The organism is Rhizobium esperanzae (genome assembly GCF_002204185.1).
In the GTDB taxonomy this organism is placed as follows: Bacteria; Pseudomonadota; Alphaproteobacteria; order Rhizobiales; family Rhizobiaceae; genus Rhizobium; species Rhizobium esperanzae.
Window position 1 is genome coordinate 71875 of record NZ_MXPU01000001.1, and the last position, 21162, is coordinate 93036.

The window sequence follows — 21162 nt, forward strand, 5'->3', positions numbered from 1 at the left end:
CACTCGGCTTCGATAATTTCCCTGCATTTGAATGCCATCGCTCCTCCCGCAGCGCCAGCCGCATGGATCCCAGGGTCAAGCCCTGGGATGACGGAGGAGAGGTGGTGCCTGGATGACAGAGGTGAGGTGGTGCCCGCTCATACGCCGCGCCGGTGCAATGAAGGGCCTGGGAAAGGCTGCACCGGCGGGAACGCCGACCACACACCCCCTCCGCCTCAGGCTTCCATCGAATAGCCGGCGCCGCGGACGGTGCGGATGACGTCCTGCATGTTGGAGAAGTTCAGCGCCTTGCGCAGGCGGCCGACATGGACGTCGACGGTGCGTTCATCAACATAGATGTCGTGGCCCCAGACGCCGTCGAGCAGCTGCGAGCGGGAGAAGACGCGGCCCGGCGACGACATCAGGAACTCCAGCAGGCGGAATTCGGTCGGGCCGAGGCGGACTTCGCGGCTCTTGCGGTGGACGCGGTGGGTCTCACGGTCGAGCTCGATATCGCCGCATTTCAACACCGAGGACAGCACCTCGGGACGGGCCCGACGCAGCATCGCCTTGACGCGGGCGACGAGTTCGGGGGTCGAGAAGGGCTTGACGACATAATCGTCGGCGCCGGTGGACAGTCCGCGCACCCGCTCGCTCTCCTCGCCGCGCGCCGTCAGCATGATGATCGGCAGCCGCTCGGTCTCCGGCCGCATGCGCAGGCGCCGGCAGAGTTCGATGCCGGAGACGCCGGGCAGCATCCAGTCGAGGATGAGAAGGTCGGGCGTGCGCTCCTGAAGCCTGATTTCGGCCTCGTCGCCGCGCAGGATGGTATCGACTTCGAAGCCTTCCGCTTCGAGATTATAACGGAGAAGCACGCTGAGGGCCTCTTCGTCTTCAACAACTGCAACTCTCGGGATCATGCGTGTCCGTCTCCTCGCGCACGATCCTTAAACCGGGGACGATTTAAGCAAGGGATCCCGCGCAAAATCAGAAATTGGCTGCGATCTCTTTGCACGCCCGGACGGGCGCGCACGCAATAGGCTGGGTCCGGCACGGTTATTCCGTGGCGGCACCGACGGTGTTGGCGCTGTCGTCCTTCGGACGGTCGCCTTCCGGCTGGGCGCCGGTCGCCATGTAGTAGATCGTTTCGGCGATATTGGTGGCGTGGTCGCCGATGCGCTCGATGTTCTTGGCGCAGAAGAGGAGATGCGTGCAGCTGGTGATGTTGCGCGGATCTTCCATCATATAGGTCAGGAGTTCGCGGAACAGCGACGTGTACATCGCGTCGATCTCGTTGTCGCGTTCGCGGATGGCAGTCGCCTTGTCGGCGGCGCGCGTCGTATAGACGTCGAGCACTTCCTTGAGCTGGACGAGCGCCAGCTCGGACAGGTGCTCGAGACCGCGGGCGAGCTTGCGCGGAACGCCGGTGCTTTGCACGGCGATGACGCGCTTGGCGGTGTTCTTGCCGAGGTCGCCGACGCGTTCGAGATCGGCGGCGATGCGGATCGAACCCATGATTTCGCGCAGGTCGGCGGCCATCGGCTGGCGGCGGGCGATGGTGACGATCGCCTTGTCGCCGATTTCGCGCTCGGTGTGATCGAGGATCACGTCGTCGGAAATGACCTTCTGCGCCAGCGCGGTATCACCGTTGACCAGCGCCCGGACGGATTCGGCGACCATCTGCTCGGCCAGGCCGCCCATTTCGGAAATCCGCCTGGACAGGAACTTCAGATCATCATCATAGGCAGAATAAATATGTGTCGATGCCATGGGGCTTTGTCCTCGAATAACGGGAAGGCTTCGGATGACCGCAATCAGCCGAAGCGACCCATGATGTAGTCCTGGGTGCGCGGATCGTCCGGATTGGTGAACATCTTGTCGGTGTCGTTCTCCTCGACGAGGTTGCCGAGGTGGAACATGGCGGTGCGCTGCGACACGCGCGCGGCTTGCTGCATGGAGTGGGTGACGATGACGATCGTGTAGTTCTCGCGCAGTTCGTGGATCAGCTCCTCGACCTTGGCGGTGGCGATCGGGTCGAGCGCCGAGCAGGGCTCGTCCATGAGGATGACTTCAGGGCTGACGGCGACGGCGCGGGCAATGCACAGGCGCTGCTGCTGGCCGCCGGAGAGACCGGTGCCGGATTCGTGCACGCGGTCCTTGACCTCGTTCCAGAGGCCGGCGCGCTGCAGACTGGTCTCGACGATCTGGTCGAGATCGGCCTTCGACTTGGCCAGGCCATGGATGCGAGGGCCGTAGGAGACGTTTTCATAGATCGACTTCGGGAACGGGTTCGGCTTCTGGAACACCATGCCGACGCGGGCGCGCAACTCGACGACGTCAATGTCGGGATCATAGATATCGTCACCGTCGAGGGTGATCTTGCCGGCGACGCGGCAGCCCTCGATCGTATCGTTCATGCGGTTGAGGCTTCGCAGGAAGGTCGACTTGCCGCAGCCCGACGGGCCGATCAGGGCGGTTACGGTGTTTTCGCGGATGTTCAGGTTCACATCGAAAAGCGCGCGCTTTTCGCCGTAATATACGGAGACATCCTGTCCGATCATTTTATACGGGACGTTGCTCATCTTCTGATCCAGCGCCTTTTCAACTGCAGCTTCCGTCAGCATGTTCATGATATCTACTCCGTTTACCAGCGGCGCTCGAAGCGACGACGCAAGAGGATGGCGCCCATGTTCATGACAACCAGGAACAGGAGCAGGACGATGATGGCACCCGAAGTACGCTCCACGAAGGCCCGTTCGGCCTCGTTCGCCCACATATAGACCTGCACCGGCAGGGCCGTCGAGGGATCAAGCGGTGTCGTCGGTGCATTGGCGACGAAGGCGACCATGCCGATCAGGAGCAGCGGCGCGGTTTCGCCGAGCGCGTGCGCCAGGCCGATGATCGTGCCGGTGAGGATGCCGGGCATGGCGAGCGGCAGGACATGGTGGAACACCATCTGCATCTTCGAGGCGCCGAGGCCGAGGGCTGCGGCGCGGATCGACGGCGGCACGGCGCGCAGTGCGGCGCGGGTGGCGATGATGATCGTCGGCAGGGTCATCAGCGTCAGCACCAGGCCGCCGACCAGCGAGGCCGAGCGCGGCAGGCCGATGAAATTGATGAAGACGGAAAGGCCGAGCAGACCGTAAACGATCGACGGGACGGCGGCGAGGTTGTTGATGTTGACCTCGATCAGGTCCGTCAGCTTGTTCTTCGGCGCAAACTCCTCGAGATAGATCGAGGCGGCAACCCCGATCGGTAGCGACAGCGCCAGCACGATCAGCATCAGGTAGAGCGAGCCGATCAGGGCGACGCCGAGGCCGGCAGCCTCCGGACGGCTGGAGTTGCCGTTGACGAACAGGCCGGTGTTGAACTGCTTCTGGAGAGCGCCGCTCGCCTTCAGCTGGTTCATCCAGGTCACCTGCTTATCGTTGACCTTGCGGTTCTTCTCATCGACGGTGAGGTCGATCTGGCCCTTGTTGGCGCTGTCGACATTGGCGTCGGCGAGAACGGAGACATTGACCGTCTTGCCGATCAGCGAGGGATCGGCCACGACCATGTCGCGCAGCTGGATCGGCGCGCTCTTGGAGAGCATAGCGGATGCATCGCGCACGTCAGGCTTGCTCGAGGCATTGATATTCAGCTGTCTGACGATCGCGTCGCGCAACAGAACCGGGTAATTGGCGGCGATCAGCACCGAAGGGTCGGTCGCACGCTTATTGCTGGGGTCGATCGTCTTCTCGGAGAATTCGATCGGCAGGGTGATCGCCGTCTGCTGGAAGGCGGTGTAGCCCTTGCCGATCACCGTCCACAGCAGGATGAAGAGGAAGACGAGACCGAAGGTGATAGCGGCAATGCCATAGGCCTGGAAGCGGCGCTCGGCGGCGTAGCGGCGCTTGATGCCGATATCGCGGCGGGCGGGCGCCTTGGAAACGGTGACACCTTGGGTGGGAGAAACAATATCCGTCATTCGTACTGCTCCCGGTATTTGCGCACGATGTAGAGCGCGTAGATATTGAGGCAAAGCGTGATGCAGAACAGGGTGATGCCGAGGGCAAAGGCAACCAGCGTCTGCGGCGAGGTGAACTCAAGGTCACCCGTCAGCTGGTTGACGATCTTGACGGTCACCGTCGTCATCGGCTCGAAGGGGTTGATCTGAATGCGGGCGGCAACACCTGCGGCCAGCACGACGATCATGGTTTCACCGATGGCGCGCGAGGCGGTCATCAGCAGCGCGCCGACGATGCCGGGAAGGGCTGCCGGCAGGACCACCTTCTTGATGGTTTCGGAGCGTGTGGCGCCGAGACCGAGCGAACCGTCGCGCAGCGCCCGCGGCACAGCGGTGATGATGTCGTCCGACAGCGAGGACACGTAGGGGATCAGCATGATGCCCATGACGATGCCGGCCGTCAGAACGCTCTGCGCCTGGATGAAGTTGGTGTAGCTGCCGGAGAGCAGGCCGCTGATCTGCGCGGAGAAATCGCGCAGGAACGGACCGACGGTGACGAGCGCGAAGAAGCCGTAGACGATCGTCGGAATGCCGGCCAGCACTTCGAGCAGCGGCTTGGCGATGCCGCGCAGCTTCGGCGACGCATATTCGGCCATGTAGATGGCGGCGAACAGCCCGACCGGCACGGCGACCAGCATGGCGACCAGACCGATATAGAGCGTGCCGAGCAGCAGCGGGATCAGGCCGAACTGGCCGAAGGAGGAGCTGCCGGCGCCGGCAAAGCGCGGATCCCAGACGGTGCCGAAGAAGAACTCGCCGGCGGGAACGACGGCAAAGAAGCGCGTGGCTTCCGACAGCATCGACAGCACGATGCCGACCGTCGTCAGGATGGCGATCGAGGAGGCGAGCAGCAGCGCCCAGAGCATGACGCGCTCGACACGGTTGCGGGCGCGGAAACGCGGCGCGATGGCGCGCAGCGCGTAGAAGGCGCCGGCGACGGCCAGAAGGAAGACGACCGCGGTCATGGCCATGCGGCTCGTCAGGCTCATGGCGTTGAGCTTCTTGGCGGCCTCGACCATGTAAGGCTGCGGCTGGCCGGCAAGCGGCACGCCCTTCTCGCTGAGCTTGGCCTGCAGGGCGGCCGGATCGTTTGCGACCGCGGCGGCTTCGTCGGAGGTCAGCATCGTCAGCCCGCGGGCGACCGTCGCCACCATCGAATAGCTCAGATCCTGCTCGACTGCGGCCTGAGCCTTGACGTCGGCAGGGAAAGCGCCGCGAACCGAGGACTGGATGATGCCGGGGCTGACGGAGAGCCAGGCGCAGAGAACGATGAGGGCAGGAAGAACGGCCCAGATCGCCGCATAGGCGCCGTAATAGGCCGGCCGGGAATGCAGTGCGGAGGACCTGCCTCCGGCAAGGGCCGTGGCACGGCTGCGGGCGACCAGATAGGCGGCGGCGCCGATCGCCACAAGGCACAGAAGTATGACGGATGTGCTCATTCGTTACGTCCCCAGGCCCGTGGCCCCCAAAAAGCGCGGCGGCTTCATCAGCCTGCCTTCGGCTTCCAATCATGGAGAAGGAATTCAACCCTGCAGCGGACAGGCCGGCGCGCAGGGACATAAAGCAATGCCGGCGCGGGCTCAGAGAGAACCGCGCCGGCAAATTTATTACATGGACTTGCCGGCTTCGACGTCCTTGCGGATCGCGTCGCGCTCGGCGTCCGGAGCAGCAACCAGGCCGTATTCGGCCAGCGGACCGTCGGGGCCGATCATCTGGTCGGATACGAAGAAGTTGACATATTCCTTCAGGCCCGGAACGGCGCCGAGATGTGCCTTCTTGACGTAGAAGAACAGCGGGCGGGAAACCGGATAGGTGCCGTTGGCGATCGTTTCGGTGGACGGAACGATACCGTTCACGCTGGCGACCTTCAGCTTGTCGGCGTTGTTTTCATAGAAGGAAAGGCCGAATACGCCAACGCCGGTCTTGTTGGCGGCGATGCGTGCGAGGGTTTCCGGATAGTCGCCGTCGATGTCGACGGCAGCGCCGTCCTTGCGAACTGCGACGCAGGCCTTGGTCTGGGCGGCCTTGTCGGAGATTTCCTTGGCGATCACGTCGAGAGCGCCCGAAGCCTTGCAGCCGGCGGCAAGAACGTTCTGTTCGAAGACTTCGCGCGTGCCGTGCTTTTCGCCCGGGATATAGGCAGCGATATCAACAGCCGGGAGCTTCGGGTTGACTTCCGACCACTTCTTGTAGGGGTTGGCGACGAGCTTGCCGTCGACGACGACCTGGGCGGCGAGGGCCTTGTAGATGTCGGCGGGAACGTAGGCGACATCGGGGTTGGACGAGTCGGTTGCGAAGACGATGCCGTCATAACCGATCTTGACTTCCTGGATGTCGGTTACGCCGGCAGCCTTGCAGGCTTCGGCTTCGTTCTTGTTGATCGGGCGCGAAGCGTTGGCGATGTCGATGGTGTCTTCACCAACGCCCTTGCAGAATTCCTTCAGGCCAGCGCCCGTGCCGCCGGATTCGACGACCGGTGTCTTGAAGTTGGTGAAGGTCTCGCCGAAGGACTCGGCAACGATCTTGGCGTAAGGCAGGACGGTGGACGAACCAGCGATCTGTATCTGGTCGCGAGCGACGGCTGCGCCAGCGAAAGCAGCAGTTGCAGCGAGCGCGGCAACGGTGAGCTTGAAGGTATTCATTAGAAATTCTCCCGCATTGGGCTTGTGTGAGTGCGGCCTATAGAGGCCCCCGCAGTGCCATTTTCATCGGCGGGACTCTCTTAGCGCTGTAAGCACCGTCCTTTTATGTCAAATCGGTGAAACATTTGTGACAAGTTAGGCCTTTATTTTTACACAATAAATTATGCGACACTCAGCCCATCGCGTCGGGGGGCGGCAAAGTTTGGACCGCACACTCGACCTGGCATTGCAAAATTTTTCATAAGGGGCCCATCGGTTGCCGGAGGCTCGCAAACGGGCGAAAGGGCACGTGCCGCTGCGGGTTTAGACCATCCGCTTGCATGAAAGGGGAATTACTTAAGGATGTCCGTGTGGCCCCCTCATCCGACCCTTCGGGCTACCTTCTCCCCGCTGGGGAGAAGGGACATGCCGCAACCTCTCCGCTCCTCGCAAACCTCGCATAGGACACGTCAGAACCGCACCGTAAAATCCGTGCCCTTGCCGACCTCGGACTTGACGATCAGCCGGGCGCGGTGGCGGGTCAGGATATGTTTGACGATGGCAAGGCCGAGGCCGGTGCCTTTTTTCGAACGGCTGTCCTCGATGCTGACGCGATAGAAGCGTTCTGTCAGACGCGGCACGTGCTCGGCCGGAATGCCTGGCCCCTTGTCGACGATGCTGACCTCCACGGGCGCCCCGGCGCCGTTCTTCAGCCAGACGTCGACGATCTTGCCCTCCTGACCGTATTTGCAGGCATTCTCCATCAGGTTCTCGAAAACCTGAACAAGCTCGTCGCGGTCTCCCAGCACCTCGACCTTGCCATCGGGCAGATGCAGGTTGATGTCGACGCCGACATCCCGGGCCAGCGGCACCAGGGAGTCGCGGACATGGCCGAGCAGCGGCACCAGGTCGACCTTCTCGTCCGGGGCGATATGCGATTTCAGCTCCAGGCGGGAGAGCGACAAGAGGTCGTCGACCAGCCGGCTCATGCGTGTCGTCTGATCGAACATGATGCCGAGGAACTGCGCCTGCGCCTTCTGATCGTTCTTCGCTGGCCCCTGAATGGTCTCGATGAAGCCGCGCAGCGAGGCAAGCGGCGTGCGCAGCTCATGGCTGGCATTGGCGACGAAATCCGAGCGCATGCGGTCGATGCGGCGGACCTCCGATATATCGCGGAAGGACAGGATGAAAAACCGCTCCGGCTCTCCGTCGGCCTGGAATTCGACAGGCGCGCTGCGGACGATATAGACGCGCTCGGACGGCAGCCGCTCGGCATGCTCGATCTGGTTCGGCGCATTGGTCGCGATGGTTTCGCGCACCATATCGAGCACGCCGGGCGAGCGCAGCCGGGCCGATATGTGGGCACCGAGCGCCACCTCGCCGAAGGCCTTTTCGGCGGCGCGGTTCTGGAAGAGCACCGAAGCGTCGTCCGACAGCACCATGACGGGAATATCGAGGCCGGCGAGCGTGGCGGAAATCTCAGGCAGGCGGCTCGGCGGCGCTTGCGGCTCCGCCTCCACCGGCCCGACGGATTCCGCCTTGAGGACCGGCGCCTCATTGAACAGCGCGGTCAAGATCATGACGAGCAGGAGAACGAGCACGACCCACTTGTTCATCCCGGCGGCAAGGGCGGCTAGCGCGCTGAGGATGGCCGCAAGCAGGACGGGACGTTCACGCCGGATGCGCGCCAGCAGGCTTTTTCTCCAGGGGGTTTCGTCTTGCAACTGGGCCTCGCGGCGTCGATTCGTTTTTCTTTATATTGAACTCTGCCTGATAGCGGCAATTCATGACAGAAGTTTTCGGCTGGCGCCGCTCAAGCGAAAGACTGCAGCACAAGCTTCAAGAAAAATCGCCGGCCAAAAGCGAAAGATTTGATTTTCAACGGCAAATATGTTCGCCTGCGGCAAGAGGACCACCAGCGCAGGAGGAGCATATGGGCGAGGCTGTCGAAAGCAGGGCCGTGGAGCTCGATATCCGCGGCAAGAAGCGCATCTTCGACGTCGACGATCCGGTTCTGCCGGACTGGGTGGACGACCACGCGCTGGAATCCGGCGAATTTCCCTACAAGAAGAAACTGAACGAGGAGGACTATCTGGAGCAGCTGGAAAAGCTGCAGGTCGAACTCGTCAAGGTGCAGTTCTGGCTGCAGGCGACCGGCAAGCGGGTAATGGCTCTGTTCGAAGGGCGGGACGCCGCTGGAAAGGGCGGCGCGATCTCGGCCTCCTCCGCACATATGAACCCGCGCCTTGCCCGCGTCGTGGCGCTCGCCAAACCGACCGAGCGCGAGCAGGGGCAATGGTATTTCCAGCGTTACGTCGCGCAGTTTCCGACGGCGGGCGAATTTGTGCTCTTTGACCGCTCCTGGTACAACCGCGCCGGCGTCGAGCCGGTCATGGGTTTTTGCACGCCGCAGCAATATGAAGGCTTCCTCAAACAGGCGCCGCAGCTCGAAAAGATCATTGCCCATGAGGGGATCTTCTTCTTCAAATTCTATCTCGATATCGGCCGCGAGATGCAGCTCAAGCGTTTCCACGATCGCAGGCACGATCCGCTGAAGGTCTGGAAGCTGTCGTCGATGGACATCGCGGCGCTGGCGAAATGGGGCGATTACAGCGAAAAGCGCGATCGGATGCTAAAGGAAACCCATACGGATTTCGCGCCATGGACCGTCATTCGCGCCAACGACAAGCGGCGTGCAAGGCTGCAACTCATCCATCACATGCTGAACAGGATGGATTATGACGGCAAGGACGAGGCGGCGCTCGGCGAGATCGATAAGGAGATCATCGGCTCGGGCCCCGGCTTCCTGAAATAGATCGCCTGCGGCGTCACTGCCCCGGCAGGATGCGGATGGCGAAGAGGTTGATGCCGCGCGCCTTGCCGTCGAGATCGCTGTTGATGACAAGCGTACCAGGCGAATTCGGCGCCAGCGAGCGGTCGAACTTCACCTGCAGCAGCGCATCCGACTTCTCGCGGGTGACGCTGAAGCGATGGCGGGCGCAATTGCCGAGCGACTGGAAATTGCATTCGACCGTCACCTGCGTCGGCTCGTCGGTGGTCGATTGCAGCGTCAGCGCGATGGTTGAGGATTTGCCGGCAAGCTGCTGCAGCACTGAGGCGGGAACGCTGACGGAGATATTGCCGTCAGCCGCACCGCTTTGCGAAATCAGCCGCACGGCGGGGCCGTCATTCTCGGTGATGTTTTCGGTGCGCGCCCGCGGGCCGCTTGTGATCTTGCCGGCCTCGTCTGGCTTGAACACCGGGATCCAATCGGCCGAAAAACTGTTCTGCGGATCGATGGTCACCGGCTGATCGGTGTGGGTGGCCGCATTGCCGGCGCCGTCATCATTGCCGGTGAAATCCTCCGGCTGGGTGCTGGCCGGCGGATTGGCGACGCTGGTGTCGCGCTCGGCCGCCGTCAGGAGCAGGCCCGACGTATAGGCCCACCAGGCGCCGATGCCGATGAAGGCGAGCAGCACGCACCAGACGAGAAGCCTCGAAAAGAACTTGCGCGGCTTGCGGCGGCCGGCCGCCCGCTCCGGACGGAAATCCATGTTGGCGGCGCGCTGGCCGCGCTGCAGCCGCTCGTCACCGAGCGGGGCGGCGGAGAGATGATCGGCATTGCTTGCATGCACATCGTCGAGCCTCGACTCGTCGCTGCGGTGCATGATCACTTCGGGAGCACGGGTCTCGCCCGCCGCCACCGGGCTGTCGATCAGGCTGTCGACATCGGCCACATCCCCCCGGTGAACCGGCGGCGCCGACATGTCGACGACGGGCGGGACCGGCACTTCCGGCGGTCTCTGGCGCGGGTGAAGACGGTCTCGCTCCTCGCTTTCGATGGCGTGGATGGTGGTTTCCAGACGATGGCGGTGATGGGCGACGGCCTCGGCATCGGTAATATCCTGCTTGCGCAGGCCGGCTTCCAGCGCTTGGCGGGCCGATTGGTAGATCCTCGCTCGAACCTCCGGATTGTCGCGATCGGCATTTTCGAGCGCTGTTCTGATGGCCGTTTCTAATCCGCTCACGTCAAGTCCTTCACTTCGAACCCGGCATCGAACTGCCGTCCCTGCCGTTCTCTATCAAAATTCGGTAGCGGCAAGCGCGGCAAACCGCAAGTCTTGCAGCCCCGTTAGCCGTTGATCGGCGGCGATCATCGCCAGCTTTCACGGCTTCCGGGCCTTGCCCTTTTCTTCATGCGCAGCTGATATATCGGGTTGAAATCGACGAAGGCATGGCGGCTGCTCTTTTATCGGCTTTTCTTCTCTGTTATGAGATTGACGTTTTCGTAAACGTCAATGAGCGGTGAACAATGGCCCTGCCCCCGATCCTCAAGGACAAACTCAGACTGCCGGTGATCGGCTCGCCGCTCTTCATCATCTCGCATCCGGCGCTGACCCTGGCGCAATGCAAGGCGGGCGTCATCGGCGCCTTTCCCGCGCTGAACGCCCGACCGGAAAGCCAGCTCGACGAATGGCTGGCCGAGATCACCGAGGAACTCGCCCGCCACGACGCCGCCCATCCGGAAAGTCAGGCCGCACCGTTTGCGGTCAACCAGATCGTCCACATGTCGAACAAGCGGCTGGAGCACGATCTCTCGCTCTGCGTCAAATACAAGGTGCCGATCGTCATCTCCTCGCTCGGCGCCGTGCCGGAGGTCAACGCCGCCGTGCATTCCTATGGTGGCATCGTGCTGCACGACATTATCAATAACCGCCACGCCCATTCGGCGATCCGCAAGGGCGCGGACGGGCTGATTGCGGTGGCCTCGGGCGCCGGCGGCCATGCCGGCACGCTGTCGCCCTTCGCGCTCGTCCAGGAAATCCGCGAGTGGTTCGAAGGGCCGCTGCTGCTTGCCGGCGCGATCGCGACCGGCGGCGCCATCCTGGCCGCCGAAGCCATGGGCGCCGACATGGCCTATATCGGCTCGCCCTTCATCGCAACGCGAGAGGCGCGCGCCGCGCCCGCCTACAAGCAGGCGATCGTCGACGGTGCCGCCAACGACATCGTCTACTCCAACTATTTCACCGGCGTGCACGGCAACTATCTCAAGCCGTCGATCCTCGCCGCCGGCATGGACCCCGACAACCTGCCCGTCGCCGACCCCTCGAAGATGGATTTCGAGCAGGCCACCGGCGGCGCCAAGGCCTGGAAGGACATATGGGGCAGCGGCCAGGGCATCGGCGCCGTCAAGGCCGTCGAGCCGGTGGCCAAACTCGTCGACCGGCTGGAGGCCGAATACAAGGCCGCCCGCGCCCGGCTTTCGCTCTGAAGGCGGTCTTCCACACCCCTGCCCTCTTTTTTGCCAAAGGCATGACAGGGTGCTTGAAATCTTCGGATAATGCCTGTATCAGCGCCATGCAAATCGCAGGCCGCACGCTTCGGCCGCCAAATGCCGCTTTAGCTCAGTCGGTAGAGCACATCATTCGTAATGATGGGGTCACGTGTTCGAGTCACGTAAGCGGCACCATTTGCCTCCAATCGGCCGCTCCACCACCCACATTATAAGCCTCTCCTAATATCCTGCGTCCATTAATCAGCCGTGGCCGCTCGGCAGGCAAATCGCGATTAGGTGCTGGGCTATTTCATCAAGGCAATCGACCTGCCCCTTCGGCTGCGCATGGCGACTGATGTCGATCGAGCCCGAGCGGGCCCGTCAGGTAGGAGGATTTATGCGGATATTACTTTCGAGCCTCGTGCTTTTCACCTTTACCATTTCCAACGCGGATTCCGCGGATTTCCCACTTGCCTCATGCAGTGGATGGGACGGAACGCTGGTGAGCAGAACCGGCACGGATTCGAGAAATGCGGTGATGGAAGGGAACGTCAATCAGGCCAACTTCCAGGAATACTGCGAACGAGACCCGGGATACGAGACGACCGCGCATGGCGGGAAACTGACTGTTGAGCAGTGCGTGGCGATGTATGTGAAACAAAATGGTAAAGACACCTATCGTTCCACCGCAGATTGCCGCAAGGGCACCCTGTCCTTTTTTCCTCCGGGCGGAGAACCGTTGCGCGTGACTTTCCCATTACCAGAGGATGCAGATGTGTCGTGCGCCTCAGGCATGCCGCCGCTAATCAAGCAGTTCACAATGCTCTGCCCCAGGCGGCGCGAAAGTTTAAAATGCTGGACGACGAATGACAGGATGACTGTCTCAGCTTCCCGGTCGCGACCGATTGGACGACCTATTGGAAGCTCATATCTAGACCGCCACCTGTCTCTGTTGCGTCAGGCGCCTGCCGACCGACTGACCGGGAAGCTCGATGAACTTGTAGCCCATGAAGGACAAGACATAGACGACAGGGATGGTGACGATCAGCGTCACCAGCCAGCGAGCGGGATTGCTGAGGTCCGTATTGCCGATCAGCCAAGCGATGACCGGCTGCATGATGAGCAGGTGAATGAGATAGGCCCCAAAGGAAAGTTCGCCGAGGTTTCGAAACAAGCTGTTGCCGAGCACCGCATTGACCGCGCGCGAATAATGACCGACGGAACCCGGAAACCGATCCGCGTGCACCAGGACAAAGAACAGCACCACGATCCCCACGCGCACAGTTTCGTGCAGCACCGTCACGTCGCCGCCGAGAGGGATGAGGACCAGCAGAGCCGAAATTGCAAAAGCGAGGTAAGCTCTGCCCTGCGACATCCACAATGCGCCCGCGAGAAGCATGCCGGCGGCGAAGATGTGCATTTTCATTGGCAGAAACGACGGCATCGGGAAACGAAAGCCCAGATGATGGACCACCCAGGCGGCAATGACTGCCAGGCCGACGGTGACGAGCATGCCCTTCAGCCAGCCCAGCCGCCCGAGAACGATCATGATGAAGGGCAAAGCCGCATAAAACTGCATTTCCAGGCCGATGCTCCAATCGGGCAGCGCGGTGCGGAAAGCGTGGGCCGGGGACAAGCCGAACAGGAAGGAGAGATGCATCAGGTAATTGGTCAGGCTATCGTCCAGATAGCGGGAGGCGGCTTGCGGCGAATTGCCGTTGAACGCATCGATGATCATCCTTGCCTGATAAATCTCGGACCCGGCGATGAGCGCAATCACCAGCATGAGGTAATAGAGCGGTGCGATGCGGAAGAAGCGACGCGCCCAGAAGACCGCCCATGTTTGCGGGCTCTCCCATGGCTCCCTGACCTTCCGCCGCTGATAGTGAAACACCATCAGGAAGCCGGAGAGCATGATGAACAGGTCGACCCCGAGCTCCGGATCTCCGATAATCGGCACCTTGAATCCCGTCAGGATATGCGCATGGCCGATCAGCACCCATAGCGCCGCCAAACCACGCAAACCATCCAGACATTCGATGCGTCTGCCGCCTTTCATCGCGTCCATGAGATACCTCTATCCATTCGTATCCGCGGGCAGGGTTAGCATCTTCGACGGCAACCGGATAGTGTTGAATGGATTTTAATGCGCTGTGGCACAACTTGTGCGGGTCGACAGTCGATGAAGGCCGGGCGGCGTCAGGCTGTCCGCTGCGTCCTTTCGACTGCGAATATCGGAACGGAACATGCCGCTGCCGAACAGGTTTCCCCCTCGAGACAACAAGGATGGAGAAGACCATGTCCTGCAAACTCATCGCGATATCCCTCCTTTCGATCGGTCTTGCCGGGTCGGCCCTCGCCCAGACGGCCGGCGGGGCGAATTCCAGCGGGCGGCTTTCGGTGGCGCCCGTTATCGGCGGCTCGGGCAGTACAGGCGCGGGTTCGGCGGGTACCGGCTCCGCCGGCACGGGCGCGGCCGGCACCGGCTCTGTCGGCACCGATCCCGGCGCGACCGGCAGCACGACCGGCACTGGCGGCATCGATCTCAACCGCGACCGCAGCACGATCAATCCCGGCGGCGTCAATCCGGATCTTCAACAGGTGCCGGGCTGCACGGCCGGTACCGGCTCACTCAGCGAGGCATGCCAGCAGTGAGGTGGGCAGGCGCTCGCCTCCGATAGAATGAAGGCGCGGCCGCGATCGCGCCGGGCCTTCATTTCGGCTGACGTCGCGCAAAAACGACGGCTGCCGCGAGAATTGCTTTACCGACTGGCTTTCAAGTCGTAGAACTACTGCATCCCTCCGCACATGGCGCATTGCCCCACACCTCAGCCAGCCTGCCGTTATTCCGGCGTCCGCGGAGCACCCGAAGAGGACCGTCATGTCGAATGCAGCGCATCGCTCGAACCGCGTGCTTGTCGTCGCGACCATCATGGTGGCGACATTCATGGTTGCCATCGAGGCGACGATCGTGGCGACGGCGATGCCGCGCATCGTTGGCCAGCTCGGCGGATTCTCCTATTACAGCTGGGTGTTTTCGGCCTTCCTGCTGGCGCAGTCGACGACGACGGTCATCTACGGCAAGCTTTCGGATATTTTCGGACGCAAGCCGGTGCTGATCGGCGGCATCCTCATCTTCCTGGCCGGCTCTTTGCTCTGCGGCTTTGCCTGGTCGATGATGTCGCTGGTGCTGTTCCGGCTGCTGCAGGGGCTCGGCGCCGGCGCCATCCAGCCGGTGACGATGACGATCATCGGCGATCTCTTCAAGCTCGAGGAACGCGGCCGCGTGCAGGGGGCGATGGCGACTGTATGGGCGACCTCGGCCGTCGTCGGGCCACTTGCCGGCGGCATCATCGTCGACAATATTTCCTGGGCCTGGATCTTCTGGATCAACCTGCCGATCGGCATCGTCTCGATCATCGCCTTCATGATCTTCCTCAAGGAAGACGTCGCGCACAAGCAGGCAAGGATCGATTATCTCGGATCGGTGCTGTTTTCGATCTCGATCGTCGCGCTGCTCGTCATGCTGACGGAGACCGATGCGCGCACCTCAATCCTGCTGTCGCTTTTCGCCGTCTTCGTGGTCGCGGGCATTCTCTTCCTCGCCCAGGAGAGACGGGCGCCGGAGCCGATCATTTCGATCGCGCTCTGGAGCCGCCGGCTGATTGCCACCAGCAATGCGGCGACGCTGCTTGCTGGCATGGCGCTGATCGGGCTTTCCACCATCCTGCCGATCTACGTGCAGGGCGTGCTCGGCCGCACGCCCATCGTCGCCGGCTTCACGCTGACCATGCTCATCGTCGGCTGGCCCCTGGCGGTGATGCTCTCCAGCCGCTTCTATAAGGCGTTCGGCGTTCGCCGGACGCTGCGCGTCGGCAGCCTGATGTTTCCGTTCGGCGCCTGCTTCCTGTTGTTCCTCACGCCTGAAAGCTCGCCGGTTCTTGCCGGCGCCGGCTCCTTCTTCATGGGCTTCGGCATGGGCCTAATCAGCCTGACGAGCATCGTGCTGGTGCAGGACAGCGTCGAATGGTCGATGCGCGGCAGCGCGACGGCCTCGATCATCTTCGCCCGCAGCCTCGGCAATACGCTCGGCGCCACCGTGCTCGGCGCCATTCTCAATGCCGGCATCGGCCATTATGCGAGCGGCGAAACGGCGGCAGCCCTTCATAAGGCGCTGAACCAGCCGACCGGCCTCTCGGCCCTCGCCGCCGATCCAGCGATCCGCAGCATCTTCGACGCGGCCCTGCACTGGAGCTTCTGGGGCGTGGTCGTCGTCGCGGTGCTGACCTTCTTCACCACCTGGCTGATCCCGGTCGGCCACCGCCAGACGCGAGAAGAGCCGGCGGTGGCAAGCGAGGCCGCCTCGCGTTGATAAGGTTGCTCCTCAGGGGAAGCGCCTGGCAGTTTGCTGACAACGTCTCCTCCGTCATGCTCGCCTTGTGCCGAGCATCTGAGCACCGCAATTGCTTGGCATGACTCATTTATTTTCAGATACTTAATTGGACGCGTGCAGATCCTCGGCACAAGACCGAGGATGACGTCGCGCGCATCCAAGCACCTACGGAAAAGCCGCTTCGCGTCTTTCGTGGGATCGCCTTAGCGGCGGTTGTCCAAAACGCGCAGGATCAAGTTTCGTCTTCCCTTGCGCGGGACGAGATCGATATCGCTGACGAGCTTGGCGCCGCCCTCGCGCCGTTCCAAGGTGATCTTGCGACTGTGGAAGGCTTCAAGTTCGGCGCGATGTGCCACGCTGATGATGGTCGCCGCCGGCAATTCGTCGATCACCATCCCCATCATCCTGTCCTGGCTCTTCTCGTCGAGTGCCGAGGTCGCTTCGTCGAGCACGATGATATCGGGGGTATGCAGCAGCAGCCGTGCGAAGGCGAGCCGCTGCTTTTCGCCGCCCGACAGGATCTGGTCCCATGGCGCCTCTTCCTCGATTTTCTCGCTCAGATAATCCAGCCCCACCTTGGCAAGGGCGGCCTTGATTTCCTCCGGCGTCCAGCTGTCGGCGGCGCGGGGGTAGGCGACTGCGCGGCGAAGCGTGCCGGACGGGATATAGGGCCGCTGCGGCAGCATGAACAAGCGCCGGTCGCCGTGGAAATCGACGCTGCCGTGACCCCAGGGCCAAAGACCGGCGATGGCGCGCACCAGCGTGCTCTTGCCCGAGCCGGATTCGCCTGCCACGAGCACCCGCTCGCCCGGCGCGATCTCGACCTGGGTTTCCTTGACCACCGCGGTGCCGTCGTCGAGAGACACCGCGAGATCGTTCAGGTTCAGGATCGCATTGCCCTTAGTTTCACCATGCCGGATGCGTCCCAGAACGTCGCTTTGCTCGGCGTGCTCGAGGCCGTCGAGCGACATCATCAGCGAGGCGACGCGTCGCGCGCAGGCGTTCCAGTCGGCAAGACGCGGGTAGTTGTCGACCAGCCATCCGAACGCCGTCTGAACGATAGCGAAGGCGGAGGCAGCCTGCATGACCTCGCCAAGCGTCATGCCGCCAGCGAGAAACTTCGGCGCGCATAACAGGAGCGGCACGACCGGAGCAATCAGCATCGAGCCGTGCGAGACGAAGGTCGTACGCATGTGCTGGCGCGCAAGCAGCGCCCATTGCCTGAGTACATTGGAAAACGTCTTGTCGAGATCGCTACGCTCCTCTTCCTCGCCGCCGAGCAGGGCGATGCTCTCGCCGTTTTCGCGCACACGGGTCAACGTGTAGCGAAGCTCGGCCTCCACCTGGTTCTTGACCTCCGAGACCTGGACGAAATGGCGGCCGATGACCGCGATCACGGTCGAGGTGATCACGGCATAGAGAACTGCGGTGACGACGAGAAAACCGGGGATGGTGATGGTCGACCCGGCGACCGGCAGCGTCAGCGCTCCGCCGATCGTCCACAGCACGACGATGAAGGTCGAGGCCGACAGAAAGGCGGCGATGACGCCGGCGATGAAATCGACCGGCGCTTCGGTGGCGATCCGCAAATCCTCCGAGAGGCGCGCCTCAGGATTCTTGTGGTCGCCGCCGATGAGGTTCAACTGATAATAACGACCGTTGGCCAGCCAGCGCGTGATCACCGCCTTCGTCAGCCAGGAGCGCCAGCGACGCTGGATCATCATGCGAACATAGACTTGCGCGGTGACAAGCGCGACGCTTCCGAGCACAAGCGGCACGAAGACGGCGCTGAGATAATAGACGGTGCCGGCGTCGTGTCGCTCTATGGCGTCGAAGATACCGCGGTTCCAGCGATTGATCCCATACTGGAAGCCGACATTCATGCAGATCATCATCAACAGACCGATCGAGCACGGCCAGGCAAACCTGTCGCCGCTGCGGCCCCAGTAACGGCGGGCGCTGATCCAGAAACGCCTCAGTAAATATCGCTTGCGCGCCTGCTCGGCCTCCTCGGGCGTGAGCTTCTGACTTGGTTCGATGACATCTGGCGGCGGCGCGACCTCGACAGTCGATGCCTTCTCCTGGCGCGACTTCTCGGCACCGCCCTGCTCGGTGCCGTCGACCGATTTCGGTTTGATTTTAACGTCGGTCATAAGCACGATAACGGCTTACAAATCAGAAGGTTTCATGGCACTGGCGCCGACGTGGCGCGCGCATGAAGATGACGTCTGCCGGCATAGGCGGCTCAGGCGTTGTCGCTCATAGTCTGCGGCAGAGACTGCAGCAGGGTCTGGCGAGCGGAGCGCAGGTGGACGCGGCAGGCTTTGCCGATCGCTGCCTGGTCCCCGGATTCCAGTGCGGCGATATAATCCAGATGTTCGTGGATGGCGCGCTCGTTGCGCTCGCGGGCGGCGGTCTTGTTCCACTGGTAGTGATAGTGGAAGATGATGGCGATCGCGTCGTAGAAATCGGCGATGAAGCGGTTCTTCGAAGCGCGGTGGATCAGCAGGTGGAAGCGCTCGTCGAGGACGGAGAAGTCCTTGAAGCGCTGGTTGATGTCGGCAAGCATGGAAAGATGCTCCTCGCGCATGGCGGCAAGATCGATCCACGCTTGATTGTCTTTGGGAAGCCGGCCGAACTCGGCAGCCGAATGCAGCTCGAACATTTCGCGGACATCGGCAAGCTCGAGCGCGAATTCGCGCGTAAAACCCTTCAGCGTCCAATGGCTGTTCGGCCGCTTTTCAATCAGTCCGAAGCGGGAGAAGCGGATCAGAAATTCGCGCACGCTCGTTGTGCCGGTGCCGATCTCGCGGGCAAGCTCCAGTTCGTTGATCTGCATGCCGGGCGCGGCGTCGTCGGCAAGGATGCGCCGCATGAAGCTGCGCTCGATAATGTCATGCAGCGAATCCGTCTCTTCGGAGGGAAAGAGGTCGCGGTCGGTGGGCTCGCGCAGCACGATCTTCTGACGTTTGTTCCAGCGGATGATGCCTTCGTCGCTGAGGCGGGTGAGGATGGCGCGCGCGGTGGAACGGCTGACGCCGAGCTGGGCGGCGATCTCCGGTTCCGACGGCAGCGCCGTATCCGTGCGCAGGGCCGCGGCATACCTGTTGTAGGCTTCCTTGAAGACCGTATTCTGCCTTGCCATCAGATCCCCCGCTTTCCGCCCGCGTGCCGGGATTTCCCTTCCGCTTCAACAGCGAAACGGCGCCCGACCGGAGCTTGTTGAAAAAACCATTAGCGTATTTCCGATCGTCTGCGGCGCATTGCCTCCCTCGTCCACAGGATCAATATTCCCGTTGACTTGAAAATGTTTATTGTAGATAAAAAACAAAATCAATCGCATTCGCCGATGCAGCGAGCGTTTCCTTCAGGGAGAAGAGATTGGACAAACAGCCTTGGATCATCCTGTCGGCCGGCGACAATGTCGCGGTCGCAACGGCCGCCATCGCCGAGGGCTCGACGGTTGCCGGCATTGCAGCCCGCCAGAAGATCGAGCCGGGCCACAAGGTGGCGATCGCCGATATTCCCCTCGGTTCCGCCGTGGTGAAATACGGCCAGGCGATCGGCCGCACCACCGCCGACGTCAAGGCCGGCGACCATGTGCACAGCCATAATCTGCATTTTGAAAACGACCGGCTGGCCGCCACCGCCAATTCGGCGCCGGAGACGGCGACGGCCGAAGACAAGGCGCGCACCTTCATGGGCTATCGCCGCGCCGACGGGCGGGCGGCGACGCGCAACTATATCGGCATCATCGCCAGCGTGAACTGTTCCACCACCGTCTGCCGGGCGATCGCCGACGAGGCGAACCGGACGATCCTGCCGCATTATGACGGCATCGATGGTTTCGTGCCGATCGTGCATGACCAGGGCTGCGGCATGAGCTCGACCGGCGACGGCATGAATGTGCTGCACCGCACGCTTGCCGGCTATGCCAGACATGTGAATTTCGGCGGCGTGCTGATGATCGGCCTCGGCTGCGAGGTCAACCAGCTGACGCTTTACGGCCAGAGTGGTGCGGGCGCCTCGAAACGGCATTTTAACATCCAGGACGCCGGCGGTTCGCGCCGTGCGGTCGAACGCGCCATGGGCGTGCTGCGCGAGATCGCCGCCGATGTCGGCAAGGAGAAGCGGGTGCCGATCTCGATCGGCGAGATCATCATCGGACTGCAATGCGGCGGTTCGGACGGCTTTTCCGGCATCACCGCCAATCCGGCGCTCGGCGTCGCCGCCGATCTGCTGGCGGCGGCCGGCGGCACGGCGATCCTGTCGGAGACCTCGGAAATCTATGGTGCCGAGCATCTGCTGCGCAGCCGCGCCGTCAGCGACGAGGTGGCGAGAAAGCTCGACGAGAAAATCGCCTGGTGGGAAAACTATGTCGCCCTGCACGGCGCCTCGCTCGACAACAACCCGTCGCCCGGCAACAAGCGCGGCGGTCTCACCACCATCCTGGAAAAGTCGCTCGGCGCGGTTGCCAAGGGTGGCCGCTCGCCGCTGACGGCGGTTTACGGTTATGCCGAGAGGGTGACGGCCCCCGGCCTGGTCTTCATGGATACCCCCGGCTATGACCCGGTCTCGGCGACCGGCCAGGTGGCCGGCGGGGCGAACATGATCGCCTTTACGACAGGGCGCGGCAGCTGCTTCGGCTGCCGGCCGGCGCCGTCCTTGAAGCTGTCGAGCAATTCGGCCCTCTATGCCTCGATGGAAGAGGACATGGACATCGATTGCGGCACGATCGCGACGGGTGATGCGACGATCAGCGGCAAGGGCCGCGAGATCTTCGAGCTGATCGTCGACACCGCCTCCGGCAAGAAGACCAAGAGCGAGATCTTCGGTTACGGCGATAACGAATTCGTGCCTTGGCATCTCGGCGCAACGCTCTAGATTG

At 62.5% G+C, this 21162-nt stretch carries 16 protein-coding genes and 1 tRNA gene; 6 read left to right on the forward strand and 11 right to left on the reverse strand.

Annotated elements, in window-relative coordinates; translation table 11 throughout:
* Positions 1-215: 215 nt before the first annotated feature.
* From phoB to phoR, 7 genes are all read right to left on the reverse strand, one after another.
* Complete coding sequence (phoB, locus tag B5E41_RS00350) at positions 216-899, reverse strand: phosphate regulon transcriptional regulator PhoB (RefSeq protein WP_004672768.1); 684 nt, start codon at positions 897-899, stop codon at positions 216-218.
* 136 nt (positions 900-1035) lie between these two features.
* Positions 1036-1749 carry a phosphate signaling complex protein PhoU gene (gene phoU / locus B5E41_RS00355; RefSeq protein WP_004672769.1) on the reverse strand — a complete coding sequence of 238 codons (714 nt, stop codon included), beginning with the start codon at positions 1747-1749 and terminating at the stop codon, positions 1036-1038.
* A gap of 44 nt (positions 1750-1793) precedes the next feature.
* Entirely contained in the window at positions 1794-2609 is an 816-nt protein-coding gene (pstB, locus tag B5E41_RS00360; protein WP_004672770.1) for a phosphate ABC transporter ATP-binding protein PstB, read from the reverse strand.
* Between the two features lie 14 nt (positions 2610-2623).
* The gene (gene pstA / locus B5E41_RS00365; RefSeq protein WP_088390172.1) at positions 2624-3946 is read right to left on the reverse strand and encodes a phosphate ABC transporter permease PstA; all 1323 of its coding nucleotides are present in this window, start codon (positions 3944-3946) and stop codon (positions 2624-2626) included.
* On the reverse strand, positions 3943-5424 hold the full coding sequence (gene pstC / locus B5E41_RS00370; protein WP_088390174.1) for a phosphate ABC transporter permease subunit PstC: 1482 nt from the start codon (positions 5422-5424) through the stop codon (positions 3943-3945). The genes pstA and pstC overlap by 4 nt, the downstream gene beginning before the upstream one ends.
* Before the next feature lie 168 nt (positions 5425-5592).
* Positions 5593-6627 carry a substrate-binding domain-containing protein gene (locus B5E41_RS00375; RefSeq protein ID WP_085776823.1) on the reverse strand — a complete coding sequence of 345 codons (1035 nt, stop codon included), beginning with the start codon at positions 6625-6627 and terminating at the stop codon, positions 5593-5595.
* A 449-nt stretch (positions 6628-7076) separates the two neighbouring features.
* Complete coding sequence (phoR, locus tag B5E41_RS00380; RefSeq protein ID WP_088390731.1) at positions 7077-8297, reverse strand: phosphate regulon sensor histidine kinase PhoR; 1221 nt, start codon at positions 8295-8297, stop codon at positions 7077-7079.
* A 242-nt stretch (positions 8298-8539) separates the two neighbouring features.
* Between phoR and ppk2 the strand changes: the two genes are divergently transcribed.
* Entirely contained in the window at positions 8540-9421 is an 882-nt protein-coding gene (gene ppk2, locus B5E41_RS00385) for a polyphosphate kinase 2 (RefSeq protein WP_088390176.1), read from the forward strand.
* A gap of 13 nt (positions 9422-9434) precedes the next feature.
* Here ppk2 and B5E41_RS00390 read toward each other — a convergent pair whose 3' ends face one another.
* Entirely contained in the window at positions 9435-10634 is a 1200-nt protein-coding gene (locus B5E41_RS00390; RefSeq protein WP_088390178.1) for a regulator, read from the reverse strand.
* A gap of 284 nt (positions 10635-10918) precedes the next feature.
* Here B5E41_RS00390 and B5E41_RS00395 point away from each other — a divergent pair, with 284 nt between their 5' ends.
* Positions 10919-11878: an NAD(P)H-dependent flavin oxidoreductase gene (locus B5E41_RS00395; protein ID WP_088390180.1), complete on the forward strand. Its 960-nt coding sequence runs from the start codon at positions 10919-10921 to the stop codon at positions 11876-11878.
* A gap of 122 nt (positions 11879-12000) precedes the next feature.
* Positions 12001-12076, forward strand: a tRNA-Thr gene (locus B5E41_RS00400).
* Between the two features lie 736 nt (positions 12077-12812).
* Here B5E41_RS00400 and B5E41_RS00410 read toward each other — a convergent pair.
* Positions 12813-13949, reverse strand: coding sequence for an acyltransferase family protein (locus tag B5E41_RS00410; protein WP_088390182.1), 1137 nt, complete (start codon positions 13947-13949; stop codon positions 12813-12815).
* 218 nt (positions 13950-14167) lie between these two features.
* On the opposite strand from B5E41_RS00410, the gene B5E41_RS00415 reads away from it, so the two are divergent.
* Together B5E41_RS00415 and B5E41_RS00420 are read left to right on the forward strand one after the other, a co-directional pair.
* Positions 14168-14536: a hypothetical protein gene (locus B5E41_RS00415; RefSeq protein ID WP_176439318.1), complete on the forward strand. Its 369-nt coding sequence runs from the start codon at positions 14168-14170 to the stop codon at positions 14534-14536.
* A 226-nt stretch (positions 14537-14762) separates the two neighbouring features.
* Positions 14763-16253, forward strand: coding sequence for an MDR family MFS transporter (locus B5E41_RS00420; protein ID WP_088390186.1), 1491 nt, complete (start codon positions 14763-14765; stop codon positions 16251-16253).
* A 224-nt stretch (positions 16254-16477) separates the two neighbouring features.
* Here the strand turns inward: B5E41_RS00420 and B5E41_RS00425 are convergent, their stop codons facing one another.
* Positions 16478-18427 (reverse strand): ABC transporter ATP-binding protein/permease, encoded by a 1950-nt coding sequence (locus B5E41_RS00425; RefSeq protein WP_088390188.1) that lies wholly within the window; start codon positions 18425-18427, stop codon positions 16478-16480.
* 92 nt (positions 18428-18519) lie between these two features.
* Positions 18520-19419, reverse strand: a complete 900-nt coding sequence (locus B5E41_RS00430) for a GntR family transcriptional regulator (protein WP_064800534.1) — start codon at positions 19417-19419, stop codon at positions 18520-18522.
* A gap of 236 nt (positions 19420-19655) precedes the next feature.
* Between B5E41_RS00430 and B5E41_RS00435 the strand changes: the two genes are divergently transcribed.
* Entirely contained in the window at positions 19656-21158 is a 1503-nt protein-coding gene (locus tag B5E41_RS00435) for a UxaA family hydrolase (RefSeq protein ID WP_088390190.1), read from the forward strand.
* Positions 21159-21162: the final 4 nt, after the last annotated feature.

Bases quoted from the DNA above. Each gene is read 5' to 3' on its own strand.
- ppk2 (WP_088390176.1), top strand. From the start codon at position 8,540: ATGGGCGAGGCTGTCGAAAGCAGGGCCGTGGAGCTCGATATCCGCGGC.
- B5E41_RS00410 (WP_088390182.1), bottom strand. From the start codon at position 13,949: ATGGACGCGATGAAAGGCGGCAGACGCATCGAATGTCTGGATGGTTTG.
- phoU (WP_004672769.1), bottom strand. From the start codon at position 1,749: ATGGCATCGACACATATTTATTCTGCCTATGATGATGATCTGAAGTTC.
- B5E41_RS00425 (WP_088390188.1), bottom strand. From the start codon at position 18,427: ATGACCGACGTTAAAATCAAACCGAAATCGGTCGACGGCACCGAGCAG.
- B5E41_RS00420 (WP_088390186.1), top strand. From the start codon at position 14,763: ATGTCGAATGCAGCGCATCGCTCGAACCGCGTGCTTGTCGTCGCGACC.
- B5E41_RS00415 (WP_176439318.1), top strand. From the start codon at position 14,168: ATGGAGAAGACCATGTCCTGCAAACTCATCGCGATATCCCTCCTTTCG.
- B5E41_RS00395 (WP_088390180.1), top strand. From the start codon at position 10,919: ATGGCCCTGCCCCCGATCCTCAAGGACAAACTCAGACTGCCGGTGATC.
- pstB (WP_004672770.1), bottom strand. From the start codon at position 2,609: ATGAACATGCTGACGGAAGCTGCAGTTGAAAAGGCGCTGGATCAGAAG.
- B5E41_RS00430 (WP_064800534.1), bottom strand. From the start codon at position 19,419: ATGGCAAGGCAGAATACGGTCTTCAAGGAAGCCTACAACAGGTATGCC.
- pstA (WP_088390172.1), bottom strand. From the start codon at position 3,946: ATGACGGATATTGTTTCTCCCACCCAAGGTGTCACCGTTTCCAAGGCG.
- phoB (WP_004672768.1), bottom strand. From the start codon at position 899: ATGATCCCGAGAGTTGCAGTTGTTGAAGACGAAGAGGCCCTCAGCGTG.
- pstC (WP_088390174.1), bottom strand. From the start codon at position 5,424: ATGAGCACATCCGTCATACTTCTGTGCCTTGTGGCGATCGGCGCCGCC.
- B5E41_RS00375 (WP_085776823.1), bottom strand. From the start codon at position 6,627: ATGAATACCTTCAAGCTCACCGTTGCCGCGCTCGCTGCAACTGCTGCT.